Origin of the sequence: Pantoea sp. SM3, from assembly GCF_000963995.1 — a bacterium.
GTDB lineage: Bacteria > Pseudomonadota > Gammaproteobacteria > Enterobacterales > Enterobacteriaceae > Pantoea > Pantoea rwandensis_B.
The window spans coordinates 14,874-30,001 of sequence record NZ_JZRD01000024.1 but is presented as its reverse complement, the minus strand read 5'-3'; the positions used below and the strand labels follow the sequence as shown (position 1 = coordinate 30,001).

The window sequence follows — 15,128 nt, the reverse complement described above, 5'->3', positions numbered from 1 at the left end:
CCAATCTCTGATTACAGCAAACGTTGATAAAGATCGCGGTAGGCTTGTGCGGCCACCTGCCAACTAAAATCCATCCCCATCGCCTGCCGCTGAACGTAGCGCCAGAGAGAAGGACGGGACCAGAGGACAAAAGCACGTCGAATCGCGCGGAGCAGCGACCAGGCGTTACTGTCTTCAAAACTGAAACCGCTTGCGACCCCGTCAGCGAGGTTCTCCAGCGAACTGTCCTGCACGGTATCCGCCAGCCCGCCGGTGCGGCGCACTAACGGCAATGTGCCGTATTTCAAACCGTACAACTGGGTTAAGCCGCACGGCTCAAAGCGGCTCGGCACCATAATCACATCGGCGCCACCGACAATGCGGTGCGAGAAGGCTTCGTGATAACCGATCTGCACGCCGACGCTGCCTGGATGTTCCGCCGCCGCAGCGAGGAAACCTTGTTGTAACTCTGCATCGCCCTGGCCCAACAGCACCAGTTGGCCGCCTTGCGCCAGCAGCCCCGGTAACGCTTCCAGCACCAGATCCAGCCCTTTCTGTTTGGTCAAACGACTGATGACACAAAATACGGGCACTTTGTCATCCACCTTCAGGCCCATGGCGATCTGCAATTGGCGCTTGTTCTCCGCCTTGCTCTCCAGCGTTTCCCGATCGTAACGCGCCGTTAGCAGCAGGTCGTGCGCCGGGTCCCAAATACCCGGGTCAACGCCATTCAGGATGCCACTTAACCGTCCCTCTTTCAGACGCTGCTCTAGCAGCGCTTCCATGCCATAACCAAATTCTGGCCGGGTGATTTCCAGAGCATACGTAGGGCTGACTGCCGTAATATGATCGGCATAAAACAATCCCGCCTTGAGATACGAAATTTGCCCGAAAAACTCTAACCCGTGCATGTCAAAAAAGGCGCGCGGTAGCTGAATCTCATCAAGGTGACGCGCATTGAATAAACCCTGGTACGCCAGGTTGTGCACGGTAAACACCGTTTTCGCCGGGCGACCTCGTGCCGCAATATAGGCGCAGGTCAGCCCTGCGTGCCAGTCATGCGCGTGCACCACATCGGGTTGCCAGTAGGTATCCAACCCGCTGGCCAGCTCGGCGCCCATCCAGCCCAGCAGCGCAAAACGCAGATAGTTATCCACGTAGGCAAACTGCGATGTGTCGTGATAAGGGCTGCCGGGACGCTCATACAATCCCGGCGCATCTATTAAATAAATGCCAACACCGTTAAATTGTCCAAATAATAAACGGACCGGCCCAGCAAAAGTATGTAACTCCGCCACGATTTCGGTATCAGGAATCCCTTTTCGCAGATCCGGATACGCGGGAATCAGTACCCGCGCATCCGTTCCACCGGCAATTTGAGCCTGAGGCAATGCGCCGACAACATCAGCCAACCCGCCTGTTTTTAACAGCGGGAAAAGTTCTGAACAGACATGTAAAACCTGCATCCTGGACCCCTATTGTGTTATCGCGCGCGTTCCCCGCGGCGATTGCCTGTATGTCTTGCTCGTAGCTTTCGTGGTCAGCCAGCCAATTTGGCCAGCATGGCGCGCGTCACCAAAACGATGCCTTCTTCTGAACGGTAAAAACGGCGGCTGTCTTCATCTGGGTTTTCACCAATCACCATGCCTTCGGGAATCACGCAGGCGCGATCGATCACGCAACGGCGCAGACGACAGGAACGATTGATCACCACATCTGGTAACAGCACCGATGAGTCGATATTGCAAAACGAGTTGATACGCACGCGTGGAAACAGCACCGAATTCACCACCACCGAACCGGAGATAATGCAGCCGCCGGAAACCAGTGAATTCATCGTCATGCCGTGGCTGCCCGAGCGATCCTGCACAAATTTGGCGGGCGGCAAGGGTTCCATATGCGTACGGATTGGCCAGTCGTGGTCGTACATATCCAGTTCTGGCGTGACCGAGGCCAGATCGAGATTCGCGCGCCAGTAGGCTTCCAGCGTTCCGACGTCACGCCAGTAAGGCTCGGCGTTTTCATCGTTCTGCACGCACGATAAGGTGAAGGAGTGCGCATACGCCTCACCGCTGGCGACAATTTTCGGCAGCAGATCTTTGCCGAAATCATGGGTCGATTCGGGGATCAGCAAATCCTCTTCCAACAGTTGGTAGAGATAATCCGCGTCGAACACGTAGATGCCCATACTGGCTAGCGCTTTGGTGTCATCACCCGGCATTGAAGGGGGTTTCGGCGGTTTTTCCACAAAATCGATCACGTTGTTGTCCGCATCCACCGCCATCACACCAAACGCCGTGGCTTCGGCGAGCGGCACGGGTAAGCAGGCGATAGTGCACTTCGCGCCGCGTTCAGCGTGATCGAGCAACATCCGCGAGTAATCCATTTTGTAGATATGATCCCCGGCGAGAATCACGATGTATTGCGCGCGATAGCGGCGAATGATGTCGAGGTTCTGCGAAACCGCATCGGCAGTACCGCGATACCAATGCTCGGTGGAGGCACGCTGCTGCGCCGGCAGCAAATCAACAAATTCATTCATCTCTTCGTTGAATAGCGACCAGCCGCGCTGGATGTGCTGCGTTAATGTATGCGACTGATATTGGGTGATCACGCCAATGCGCCGAATACCCGAATTGATACAATTCGACAGCGCAAAGTCGATGATGCGGAACTTGCCGCCGAAATGAACGGCAGGTTTGGCGCGTTTCGCGGTGAGATCTTTCAGACGCGTACCGCGCCCGCCAGCAAGGATCAACGCCACCGTTTGTGTAGGGAGCTGGCGCGCCAGCATCAGTGGATCTGTTCTATCTAACTTAACCATGTCTGACTCCTTATGATTGCTTTAGGAACACACACACGCCGTGTGCGGGCCCGTGCCAGACAGTTGTCAGGATGGGGTTATCTTCCCCGGCGAAAGGAGGAATGGCACGCCACTCTCCGTCTGGTAAGGCAAGGTCACTCACCGATTCCGTGGCGTTGATTGTTATTAACCAGCGGCTGGAGAGCAGGATCTGCATTCTGTGCGCCCCCTGTTCCCACTCCTCATTTCCCAGTGGTTTGCCGCTGGCATTGAACCACTGCACATTGCCATCGCCTTCCTGCCACCAACGATCTGCCCTCAACGCGGGAATGCGCTGACGCAGCCGGATTAATGCGGCAGTGAAGTCGACCAGTCCAAAATCATCCTGATGCCAGTGCAACCAGGTGAGCGGGTTGTCCTGACAGTAAGCGTTATTGTTGCCGTGCTGGCTGTGACCGCGTTCGTCACCGGCCAGCAGCATTGGTGTACCTTGCGCCAGCAGCAGCGTGGTCAGCAGAGCATGCACGCTACGCCGACGACGTTCGACAATATCGAAATTGACCTGTAGCCCCTCTTTGCCATGGTTATGGCTGAAGTTGCTGCTGCTGCCGTCACGATTGTCTTCGCCGTTAGCCTGATTGTGTTTGTTGTTGAAGCTCACCACGTCGCGCAGCGTAAAACCGTCATGCGCGGTGATCAGATTGATACTGGCGTGCGGTAAGCGCCCCTCTCGCTGGAACACATCGCTGGAGGCGGCAAAGCGCCGGGCAAATTCGCCATTATTGAGCTGGCCATGCAGCCAGTAACGACGCGCGGCATCGCGGAAATGGTCGTTCCATTCCGCGAATCCTGCGGGAAAATTGCCCACCTGATAGCCGCCGGGGCCGATATCCCACGGTTCAGCAATCAATTTGACCTGTGACAGTACCGGACAGGCTTTAATGGCGGCGAACAGCGGGGCATCCTGACGATAGTCAGGCGTACGGCCCAGCACGCTGGCAAGGTCAAAGCGGAAGCCATCAATATGGCAGTCCCGCACCCAATAGCGCAGCGCCTCTAATGCCCATTCCATCACCTGCGGATCGCTGAGATTGAGCGTGTTGCCGCAGCCGGTCCAGTTTTGGTATTCACCCTGCGCGTCGAGCCAGTAATAGCTGGCGTTATCCACGCCGCGCAGTGAAATGTTGGGGCCAATCTCTTCCAGTTCGGCGCTGTGGTTGAACACCACATCGAGGATCACTTCGATACCCGCCGCATGCAGCGCTTTGACTGCCTGCTGAAACTCCTGCAAAGGCGTTAAACCCTGCTCACCAGACGCGTAGCGGGGATCCACCGCCCACAGCGCGAACGGGTTGTAACCCCAGTAATTGCTCAGCCCGAGTCGTAGCAAACGCGGCTCGCTGGCGAAGTGCGCAATCGGCAGCAGCTCCAGCGCGGTAATACCGAGATGGCGCAAGTACTTCACCATAGCAGGATGGCCCAGTGCCGCATAAGTCCCGCGCAGCCTTTCCGGAATTTCCGGATGTTGCTGAGTTAAGCCGCGCACGTGAGCTTCATAAATCACGGTCTTGCCCCACGGCGTACGCAGCGGCTTATCCGTCTCCCAATCGAAGTCTTCACTGATGACCAAGGATTTTGGCGCGATCACGGCGTTATCCTGACTGTCTGGCTGCTGATCGCCACTGTTGAAACGCGGATCGTCCGGCACATCCCCCACCACTGCTTTGGCACAGGGATCCACCAGCAGTTTGGCGGGGTTAAATCGGTGCCCTTGTTGAGGCGACCACGGACCATACACACGATAGCCATAACGCTGGCCGGGCTTTAAAGCCGGAAAATAGCCGTGCCAGATATCCCCACTGCGAGCGGGTAACGAGAAGCGCCGCTCGACACCGTGTGCGTCAAACAGGCATAGCTCCACCTGCTCAGCGTGACGAGAAAACAGCGTAAAGTTAACGCCGCGCCCATCGTAATGAGCGCCCAACGGCGTCGGCTGCCCGGTCTCCAGCATCAGTCGCCCTCCCGCACCAGCCAAATGGTGGCCAGCGGCGGCAAAGTCAGGCTGATCGATTGCGCACGACCGTGGCTCTCAATCGCATCGGTATGCACCACACCATGATTGCGCACATCACTGCCGTGATAATCCTGTTGGTCGGTGTTCAACACCTCACGCCAGCCGCCTTGCTGATTAACGCCAAAGCGATAGTCATGACGAGCAACCGGAGTGAAGTTACTGGCGACAATGATTTCATTGCCGTCACGGTCGCGGCGGACAAATACAAACACCGAGTTTTCGTGATCGTCGACCACCAGCCATTCAAAGCCCTGCGCATCGAAATCCAGTTGGTGTAATGGCGTGAAGTGTTTGTAACTGTGGTTGAGATCGCGCACCAGACGCTGCACGCCGTTGTGCCAGTTATCCTCACCCTCCAGCAGATGCCAGTCGAGGCTCGAATCGTGATTCCACTCGCGGCCTTGAGCAAACTCGTTGCCCATAAACTGCAGCTTTTTACCGGGGAAGCCCCACATCCAGCCGTAATAGGCACGCAGGTTGGCAAATTTTTGCCAGGCATCTCCCGGCATGCGATCGAGGATTGAGCGCTTGCCATGCACCACTTCGTCATGCGACAGCGGCAGCACAAAGTTTTCGGTGTAGTTGTACAGCATGCCGAAGGTCATCAGGTTGTGATAATAACGACGGTGTACCGGGTCAAGCTTCATGTAGTCGAGCGTGTCGTGCATCCAGCCGAGGTTCCATTTAAACCAGAAGCCGAGACCGCCATCTTCAGAAGGACGTGTCACACCCGGATAATCGGTGGACTCTTCCGCCACGCTGATGGTGCCCGGTGCCGCACGGCCCAGCGTACGGTTGGTGTGGCGCAGGAACGAGATAGCTTCGAGGTTCTCACGGCCGCCAAAGTGGTTGGGCACCCATTCGCCCTCTTTGCGGCTGTAATCGCGATAGATCATGGAAGCCACCGCATCCACACGCAGACCGTCAATGCCGAATCGCTCCATCCAGTACAGTGCGTTACCGGAGAGATAGTTGCTGACTTCACGGCGACCAAAGTTATAAATCAGCGTGTTCCAGTCCTGATGGTAACCCTCGCGGGGATCGCTGTGTTCATACAGCTCTGTGCCATCAAATTTCGCCAACCCAAAGTCATCACTGGGGAAATGGCCTGGCACCCAGTCGAGTAACACGTTGATGCCTGCATCGTGCGCTGCGGCGATAAAGTGCCGGAACTCGTCGCGCGTGCCGAAGCGGCGCGTCGGCGCATACATGCCAAGAGGCTGATAGCCCCAGCTGCCATCAAACGGGTGTTCGTTGATCGGCAACAGCTCAATGTGGGTGAAGCCCATCTCTTTCACATATGGAATGAGCTGTTCCGCCAACTCTTTGTAGCTCAACCAAAAGTTGTTGTCGGTGTGGCGGCGCCACGAACCCAGGTGCACTTCGTAAATTGAAATCGGCTGATCAAAGGCGTTGGCGGCTTTGCGCTGCGGCTGCATCTCTACTTTTGGCGGCAGGCCACAGATCATTGAGGCGGTCTGCGGGCGCATCTGTGCCTCAAAGGCGAACGGGTCGGCTTTGATCCGCATCTGCCCAGACGCATCAATGATTTCATATTTGTACAGCTGACCATTGACCGCGCCAGGCACGAATAACTCCCAGATACCCAGCTCGCGACGGAAGCGCATCGGGTGACGACGACCGTCCCAGAAGTTGAACTCGCCGACCACGGAAACCCGGCGTGCATTGGGTGCCCACACCGAGAATCGCGTACCACTGACGCCATCAATGGTTGCGCCATGCGCTCCCAGGGTTTCATAGGGCCGTAAATGCGTGCCCTCGCCCAGCAGCCAGGCGTCCATTTCCGCCAGCAGCGGGCCGAAGCGATAGGCATCGTCGATCAGGTTTTGCTGGCCGTGCCAGGTGACCGCCAGTTGATAGCGAAACAGGTTTTTACGACGGGGGATCACCCCGCTGAAGAAGCCGCGCGAATCGAGGCATTTAAGCTGCGCGCATTTGCGTCCGGTGTTGGTTTCAATCACCCAGACTTCGGAGGCATCAGGCAGCAGTGCACGCACTTCGAGGCCTTCGACAGTTTGGTGCATCCCCAGAAACGAGAAGGGATCGGCATAATTCCCGGCAAAAAGGGCATTGATCGCATGGCGATCGGGAAGCTCTGACATGACTTTCTTCCTATGATTTCGCGCAGGCGACCGGAGTGGACAACAATGCCGCCTCTGGTGCGCTGCTTTTCATTGAGCCATACATACACCAGCAAGAGAGGACACCGTCCATGGGAGAAGATCTTAGCCGTGTACAACAACCATTCAGTTCGGAAAGCAAAAACAGTTAACAACCGGCACATCACTGTTAAATCATAGCTTGGGGCTGGCAGAAGCCAGGGGGGAAAGCAAAAAAATCTTGTTAGACGAGCAAAAAGGGGAAGCGGATCACTTGTCAGGCGCAATTTGCGTTAAGTTTTGCAACCTGCATTACAAAAAAGGCCGGGAAACCCCGGCCTGTCTGATTTGTCGCTGCGCTTAGTCGATCAGCAAACGCAACATGCGGCGCAGCGGTTCAGCCGCGCCCCACAGCAACTGGTCACCCACGGTGAAGGCCGAAAGGTATTCCGGCCCCATGTTCAGCTTGCGCAGTCGGCCAACTGGCGTGGTCAGCGTGCCGGTGACGGCCGCAGGCGTCAGCTCACGCAGGGTGATTTCGCGGTCGTTTGGCACCACTTTCACCCACTCGTTGTGAGAAGCCAGCAGCTGTTCGATTTCGTTGAGCGGAATATCTTTTTTCAGCTTCAGGGTGAACGCCTGGCTGTGGCAACGCAGTGCGCCGACACGCACGCACAGACCATCAACCGGGATCGGGCTGCTGGTACGCAGGATTTTGTTGGTTTCTGCCTGGCCTTTCCACTCTTCGCGCGTCTGGCCATTATCCAGTTGCTTGTCGATCCACGGGATCAGGCTGCCGGCTAACGGCACGCCGAAATTGTCGGTCGGCAAAGTGCCAGAACGGGTGAAATCGGTGACGCTGCGTTCAATTTCCAAAATCGCCGAGGCCGGATCTTGCAACGATTTTGCCACGTGGTTGTGCAGCATGCCCATTTGCGTCAGCAGTTCACGCATATGGCGTGCGCCGCCACCTGAAGCCGCCTGGTAAGTGGCGACAGACGCCCACTCCACCAGATCGTTAGCGAACAGGCCGCCGAGTGACATCAGCATCAGGCTGACGGTGCAGTTACCGCCGACGAAGGTTTTGATACCGTTGTCGAGGCCCTGACGAATCACATTATGGTTAACCGGATCGAGAATAATGATGGCGTCATCTTTCATGCGCAGCGTGGAGGCTGCATCAATCCAGTAACCCTGCCAGCCGCTTTCACGCAGCTTAGGATAGACTTCACTGGTGTAGTCACCGCCCTGACAGGTGATAATAATATCCAGCGCCTTCAGCGCCTCGATATCAAAAGCATCCTGCAGCGCACCGGTCGACTTGCCGCCGAAAGTCGGTGCCGCCTGACCAAACTGAGACGTGGAGAAGAAGACCGGATTGATCACATCAAAATCACGTTCTTCACTCATGCGTGACATCAGCACAGAGCCGACCATGCCACGCCAACCAATAAAGCCTACATTCTTCATTTTCTGTCCGTCCGGGGCGTTTTCACTGTGCCCTTCGTGGTGCGAGGAAAAGACCAAGCGGAATATCCAGTTGATCTGCGTAATAATCAGGTTTACCTGCGACCTCCAACTCTACAAAATGCAGGCTTTCTGGCAAGTGAATTAATTCGATTGCGCCAACTTTTTCAGCAGTACAACTAATACTCCCCTCAGTGAATCGAGGTACGGGCAGGCGGAAATTCGGCGTATCTCGACGGCTACGCGAGTCAGCGTTTCGTAAGCCCGTCGTCGCCAACGCACCTCAGTTTAAAAAATGACGGGGAAAAAGGGATGGCTTTTACCTATGACTGAAATGATATCTGCGACCATATTGCTGCTGTTAATTATGGACCCGCTGGGCAACCTGCCGATTTTTATGTCGGTGCTCAAGCATCTCGAACCCAAGCGCCGACGTGCGGTGTTGATACGTGAAATGCTGATCGCACTGATCATCATGCTGCTGTTCCTGTTTACCGGCGAACGTATTCTGGCGTTCCTCAATCTGCGCACCGAAACCGTCTCGATCTCCGGTGGTATCATCCTGTTCCTCATCGCCATTCGCATGATTTTCCCCTCTGGCGAAACCAGCACCAGCGGATTACCGGCGGGTGAAGAGCCGTTTCTGGTGCCGCTGGCGATTCCGCTGGTCGCAGGTCCTTCGCTGTTAGCCACGCTGATGCTGCTGTCACATCAATATCCTAATCAGATGTCACATTTGGTTGGCGCATTGCTGATTGCCTGGGGCGTGACCGTGGTCATTCTGCTGATGTCAGGACTGTTTTTACGCCTGTTGGGTGACAAAGGCGTTAACGCGCTGGAGCGGTTAATGGGATTGATTTTGATTATGCTGGCAACACAGATGTTTCTGGATGGGATTCGCGCTTATCTGAAACTGTAGCGAATAGACAGCGGGCGGCTCATTGGTCGCCCGCTCGCATTATTATTTCTGCTTCTTCTCTATCGGTTTGCCCGACCAGTAACCCGCCAGCAGTGAACCTGACAGATTGTGCCACACCGAGAACAGCGCGCCCGGCAACGCGGCCAGCGGTGAGAAGTAAAGTTTGCCCAGTGTGGCTGCCAGACCTGAGTTCTGCATACCCACTTCCAGCGCCAGCGTGCGGCAGGTAGATTCGTCAAAGCCAAACAGCTTGCCGCCCCAGTAACCGCCCAGCAGGCCGATGGCGTTATGCAGGATCACCGCCGCAATCACTACCAGGCCGACAGAACCGATAAAGCCCTGAGAACCCGCTACCACTGCGCTGATAATCAGCAGAATACAGACCATGGAAAATGCCGGCAGATACGGCTCAACACGGCGCACCACGCTGTTCATCGAGTGGTGGATGATCAGACCCAGACCAATCGGGATAACCACGATTTTAACGATGCTGAGCAGCATGCCGATCACATCGACCTGAATGTGAGTATCGACATAGAAGCGCGTCAGTAGCGGCGTCGCGAAAACCCCCACCAGCGCAGACACTGAAGAGATGGTCACGGACAGGGCCACATCGCCCTTCGCCAGATAGATCATCACGTTGGACGCGGTGCCGCTGGCCACGCTGCCTACCAAAATCATCCCAGCCGAGAGATCCGGCGGCATATGGAACAGTTTTGCCAGGCCCCAGGCGGCGAGTGGCATCACCAGATAGTGCAAAAAGGTGCCGGCGATAACCGGTGCCGGACGCGTCAGTACACGTTTGAAATCATCAATATTCAGAGTGACGCCCATGCCGAACATGATCAGCATCAGCAGATAAGTCACCCACGGCCCAATGCCGAGGAACGTCGAGGGTGAATAATACGCCGCGACCGAGAGCAGCACGGCCCAGAGCGGGAACAGGCGGGTTAATTTGGCGAGCATGGAGAGACTTCCTTAGATATTTTTTAATTTATTTCATATGCCACAGATGAAGTGCCGCGCGGGGAACGACCACAGCGACGGACGCGGGATCATAACATTTCATTATCGTGACGTAAGGCGGGAAGTCGCTGGCAGGATAAAATGCGGATCGTATGCGGCAAATCCGGGTAAACAGCGAAGATATCCGCTACTTTTAGGGCAGTGAACGAGATATCACACGCCTGTTGCCTGTCGCAAAAATAAAAAAGCCGGACCAGGTCCGGCTTGATGGATTGCGCTAAAAATTTGCCTTAAGAACCAAAAAGATTCTTATGCAGCGCACGCACCACTTCTTCTGCGTCTGGCGTTGGTACCAGGAAGCACAGGTTATAGCTGCTGGCTCCATAACAGATCATGCGCAGGTTAAACGGCTCAAGGGCACCAAACACCTCTTTGCCGACGCCGCAGGCTTTCGACAGGTTATTGCCGATAATGGCCACCAGCGCCAGGTTCTCTTCCACTTCCACGCGGCACAGTGAAGAGAGCTCAGTCAGCAGTGCTTGCGTCAACAAGCTTTCACCGGTGGTCGAAGAACCGGTGGTATCCAGCGTCAGCGCCACGCTCACTTCTGAAGTGGTGACCAGATCGACGGAGATGTTATGGCGGGCCAGAATCGCAAACACTTCGGCCAGGAAGCCGTGCGCGTGCAGCATGTTCAGGCTATGCAGCGTCATTAGCGTCTGTTTACGACGCAGCGCCAGCGCACGGAACAGCGGCGGATTCTGGGTTTCATTGCACACACGCGTGCCACCCGCAGCCGGATCTTTACTTGAACCCACGAACACCGGAATGTCACTGCGCACCGCAGGCAGTAAGGTCGCCGGATGCAACACTTTCGCGCCGAAAATCGCCATTTCAGCCGCTTCCTCGAAGGTGATCTCTTCGATGCGTTTCGCGGTGGGCACTACGCGTGGGTCGGTGGTGTAGATACCGGCCACGTCGGTCCAGATATCCACACGCGACGCCTGCAGGGCTTCCCCCAACAGTGCTGCGGTATAGTCGCTGCCGCCACGTCCCAGCGTGGTGGTGCGCCCTTTGCCTTCGCTACCAATAAAGCCCTGAGTAATGACCAGCGCTTCTGCAACACGTGGAGCCAGTTGCGCGGTGGACAGCTCTTTCAGCGTGGCAACATCAGGCTCAGCACGACCGAAACGGTCGCTGGTACGCATCACTTTACGCACGTCAAACCATTCGGCATTGACCTGACGCTCACGCAGGACCTCCACAAACAGCAGGGTCGACATCAGCTCACCGTGGCTCACCAGCTCATCGGTCAGCGCATGTGATGTCGCCAGCGCAGTGGCTTCCGCCAGCATCAGGATATTTTCCAGCATGCGATCAATCTCCTGGCGAATCACTTCAGGGGATTGCAGGCGATCAATGATGGCGTATTGAATATTGCGAATTTCGTCCAGCAGGTGCGCGCGCTGCTCCAGTTCCCGGCCTTCAGCCAGAGAAACCAGCAGATTAGTCACGCCAGCAGACGCAGAGAGCACCACTAAACGGGTGTTGGCATCGGAGAGCACAACATCCGCGCTGCGGTTCATGGCATCAAAATCGGCAACGCTGGTGCCGCCAAATTTCGCCACGATCAGATTTTGAGACATGTAACGAACCTCGTGTCAGATTAGCTTTCTCCCGTTGTTAAACGGAAGCGGTGATTTCAGCCTTGGCACAAGAGAAGAGCAGAATTGGACAGACAAGATCAGGAGATGAGTCACCAAAAGCACTTCACCTTGCGAAACGTCCGACTGCGGACGCTTCTGGTGACAACCCAGAGGATTCAGCCCCTGCAGCCGACAGGACAACACTCCGCGTGTTGTTCCATCTCGGCGTCGCACCCCATGATGTGTTGTCGTTGGATACGGATCCTCAAACACACTGCCTGGGCGACGCGCCTCTTCTGGCTTGCACCCAAAGGTGCAAGTCGCGGGCACAAAATACTGATTAATTCTTCCGCTGTCCAGCCTTGCAACACGTTGAAAATTCTTTTTTAGAATTACGCCAGCGCATCGCAGAACAAACGCTGGCGCTCGCACCCGCCTAAAGTAGTCAACGGCGCGCAAAAACGCGGCTTTTTGCTGATGCGGCACAGGGAATTTTTTTGCCAGAACATCGACAATCGCCGCCGGATTAACCTGAAACCTTGCGGCCACGGTCACAAATTTTTTCCCTTCGTTTGCAACTGTGGTCATACTGAAACCCGTTCGCGGTAGCGTATCAGCCACAAGAAATGCTTAGCACGCTGGGCCAGCAGGACGCGCCCGGCTGGAATGACGGTTCTTATTTCAACAAGAGTGTTGCCATGAAAAATATCAATCCGAAACAAACCGCAGCCTGGAAAGCGCTGCAGCAGCATTTTGACCAGATGAAATCGGTGCAGATCGCCGACCTGTTTAAAGATGATGCCGATCGTTTTGCGAAATTCTCTGCCACTTTCGACGATCAGATGCTGGTGGATTTCTCAAAAAACCGCATCACCCAGGAAACCCTCGATAAGTTACAGGCGCTGGCAAAAGAGACCGATCTGGCGGGCGCCATCAAATCCATGTTCTCTGGTGAGAAGATCAACCGCACCGAAGAGCGTGCCGTGCTGCACGTTGCTTTGCGTAATCGCAGCAACACGCCAATCATTGTTGATGGCAAAGATGTGATGCCAGAAGTGAACGCGGTGCTGGCGAAGATGAAAGGCTTCTCTGAGCGCATCATCAGCGGCGAGTGGAAAGGTTATACCGGCAAAGCGATCACCGACGTGGTGAACATCGGTATCGGCGGTTCGGATCTCGGTCCATTCATGGTGACTGAGGCGCTGCGCCCGTATAAAAATCACCTGAACATGCACTTTGTTTCTAACGTGGATGGCACGCACATTGCCGAAACGCTGAAAGATCTCAGCCCGGAAACCACCCTGTTCCTCGTGGCGTCTAAAACCTTCACCACGCAGGAGACCATGACCAACGCCCACAGCGCGCGCGACTGGTTCCTGAAAACCGCGGGCGATCAGCAGCATGTCGCCAAACACTTTGCTGCGCTGTCGACCAACGGTAAAGCGGTGGGCGAGTTCGGTATCGATACCGACAACATGTTTGAGTTCTGGGACTGGGTCGGCGGTCGCTATTCACTGTGGTCAGCGATTGGCTTGTCGATCATCCTGTCAGTGGGCTTCGAGAACTTCGAACAGCTGCTGAGCGGCGCGCATGCGATGGACAACCACTTTGCCAACACACCAGCCGAGCAGAACCTGCCAGTGCTGCTGGCACTGATTGGTATCTGGTACAACAACTTCTTTGGTGCCGAAACCGAAGCCATCCTGCCTTACGACCAGTACATGCACCGCTTCGCGGCGTACTTCCAGCAGGGCAACATGGAGTCCAACGGTAAGTACGTGGATCGCGAAGGTAACCCGGTGGATTACCAGACTGGCCCAATTATTTGGGGCGAGCCAGGCACCAACGGCCAGCATGCGTTTTATCAGCTGATTCATCAGGGCACCAAACTGATCCCTTGCGACTTTATCGCCCCGGCGCAGACCCACAACGCACTGACCGATCACCATCCGAAACTGCTGTCGAACTTCTTCGCGCAGACCGAAGCACTGGCGTTTGGTAAATCTCGTGATGTGGTCGAGAAAGAGTTTACCGATGCCGGTAAATCCGTTGAGTCTGTTGCTCACATCGTGCCGTTCAAGGTTTTCGAAGGTAACCGCCCAACCAACTCCATCCTGCTGCGTGAGATCACCCCGTTCAGCCTGGGTGCACTGATTGCGCTGTACGAACACAAGATCTTCACTCAGGGCGCGATTCTTAACATCTTCACCTTTGACCAATGGGGTGTTGAATTGGGCAAACAGCTGGCAAACCGTATTCTGCCAGAGCTGGAAAATGCAGCGCAGATTAACAGCCATGACAGTTCCACTAATGGCTTAATTAACCGCTACAAATCCTGGCGTTAATTTTCCTGCCGATACGAATAAGGCGGCTTCATTGCCGCCTTATTTTTGTCAAACATGCGGTTATCCTCCTAAATTTGATACTGAGTGGCCCCATCGCGGTTAGATAATTCTTAAAATGGTCTAAGGAAAATCGGAAGTTGCCGTTCAACAACGACAGTTCATTGATCAAAAAATGGATCTAAATAAGCCGCTTATAATATGTATCTGATTGATTAAACAGTTATTAAAATTAAGTCCCGATCAGGAAATTCTGATTATTCCTATTCCGTACCATTTTTTAATGCAAAAGTGAAAAATCCTGCCGCATCAATCTCAGCCACTCAAATATTCCACCCTCGTAAAAATATTCATTAAAAAAAAGCAGCTATCGCCATTTCGCCGTATTTATCACCAGAATAATCCCTGATTATCACCCTCTTTTACTGACAATGAACTCTGGTAATTTGTTGCCCTATACTGAACGCGCCCGAAATTAGGGTACATCCTTCATTCATTTGTTTCTAAAAATGCAGGAAACGTTGTTATGAAAAAACTGATGGTTGCCGGTGCAGCCTTACTTTACGTCGCCGTTTCTTCCGCTGCGATTGCCGCACCGGAAGAAGCTGGTGCTGCAGCAGGTGCGCAGGCGGGAGCAATCTCGACCGGTGCCACTACTGCTGTCGGTATCGGCGCACTGGGCGCGTTAGTCGGTCTCGGCATCGCTGCTGCTGGCGGTGGCGACGGCGCAAATACCGGCACAACAACGACCACCACAACGAGCACCACGCGTTGATGTAGCACCTTTAAACATAACCACACAGCCGTGTGGT

10 protein-coding genes and 1 riboswitch are annotated in these 15,128 nt (G+C 55.0%); of the genes, 3 read left to right on the top strand and 7 right to left on the bottom strand.

Features of this window, described 5'->3' with window-relative positions; genetic code table 11:
- Window positions 1-11: 11 nt before the first annotated feature.
- From glgA to asd, 5 genes are all read right to left on the bottom strand, one after another.
- The gene (gene glgA / locus VI01_RS14815) at window positions 12-1,445 is read right to left on the bottom strand and encodes a glycogen synthase GlgA (RefSeq protein WP_038643704.1); all 1,434 of its coding nucleotides are present in this window, start codon (window positions 1,443-1,445) and stop codon (window positions 12-14) included.
- Between the two features lie 74 nt (window positions 1,446-1,519).
- Window positions 1,520-2,803 carry a glucose-1-phosphate adenylyltransferase gene (glgC, locus tag VI01_RS14810; RefSeq protein ID WP_045815762.1) on the bottom strand — a complete coding sequence of 428 codons (1,284 nt, stop codon included), beginning with the start codon at window positions 2,801-2,803 and terminating at the stop codon, window positions 1,520-1,522.
- 10 nt (window positions 2,804-2,813) lie between these two features.
- The gene (gene glgX, locus VI01_RS14805) at window positions 2,814-4,793 is read right to left on the bottom strand and encodes a glycogen debranching protein GlgX (protein WP_045815761.1); all 1,980 of its coding nucleotides are present in this window, start codon (window positions 4,791-4,793) and stop codon (window positions 2,814-2,816) included.
- Window positions 4,793-6,979, bottom strand: a complete 2,187-nt coding sequence (gene glgB, locus VI01_RS14800; protein WP_045815760.1) for a 1,4-alpha-glucan branching enzyme — start codon at window positions 6,977-6,979, stop codon at window positions 4,793-4,795. Before glgB ends, glgX begins: the two co-directional genes overlap by 1 nt.
- Before the next feature lie 357 nt (window positions 6,980-7,336).
- The gene (asd, locus tag VI01_RS14795) at window positions 7,337-8,446 is read right to left on the bottom strand and encodes an aspartate-semialdehyde dehydrogenase (RefSeq protein ID WP_045815759.1); all 1,110 of its coding nucleotides are present in this window, start codon (window positions 8,444-8,446) and stop codon (window positions 7,337-7,339) included.
- Window positions 8,447-8,768: 322 nt separating this feature from the next.
- Between asd and VI01_RS14790 the strand changes: the two genes are divergently transcribed.
- Window positions 8,769-9,362 carry a YhgN family NAAT transporter gene (locus tag VI01_RS14790; protein WP_034827091.1) on the top strand — a complete coding sequence of 198 codons (594 nt, stop codon included), beginning with the start codon at window positions 8,769-8,771 and terminating at the stop codon, window positions 9,360-9,362.
- A gap of 42 nt (window positions 9,363-9,404) precedes the next feature.
- Here VI01_RS14790 and panS read toward each other — a convergent pair whose 3' ends face one another.
- A complete protein-coding gene (panS, locus tag VI01_RS14785; protein WP_038643713.1) occupies window positions 9,405-10,328 on the bottom strand; it encodes a ketopantoate/pantoate/pantothenate transporter PanS in 924 nt (307 codons plus the stop codon).
- Window positions 10,329-10,618: 290 nt separating this feature from the next.
- Complete coding sequence (gene lysC / locus VI01_RS14780) at window positions 10,619-11,974, bottom strand: lysine-sensitive aspartokinase 3 (RefSeq protein WP_045815758.1); 1,356 nt, start codon at window positions 11,972-11,974, stop codon at window positions 10,619-10,621.
- Between the two features lie 109 nt (window positions 11,975-12,083).
- Window positions 12,084-12,278, bottom strand: a riboswitch (Lysine riboswitch).
- Window positions 12,279-12,672: 394 nt separating this feature from the next.
- Between lysC and pgi the strand changes: the two genes are divergently transcribed.
- Window positions 12,673-14,319: a glucose-6-phosphate isomerase gene (gene pgi / locus VI01_RS14775; RefSeq protein WP_038649725.1), complete on the top strand. Its 1,647-nt coding sequence runs from the start codon at window positions 12,673-12,675 to the stop codon at window positions 14,317-14,319.
- Window positions 14,320-14,842: 523 nt separating this feature from the next.
- On the top strand, window positions 14,843-15,091 hold the full coding sequence (yjbE, locus tag VI01_RS14770) for an exopolysaccharide production protein YjbE (RefSeq protein ID WP_034827112.1): 249 nt from the start codon (window positions 14,843-14,845) through the stop codon (window positions 15,089-15,091).
- Window positions 15,092-15,128 lie beyond the last annotated feature (37 nt).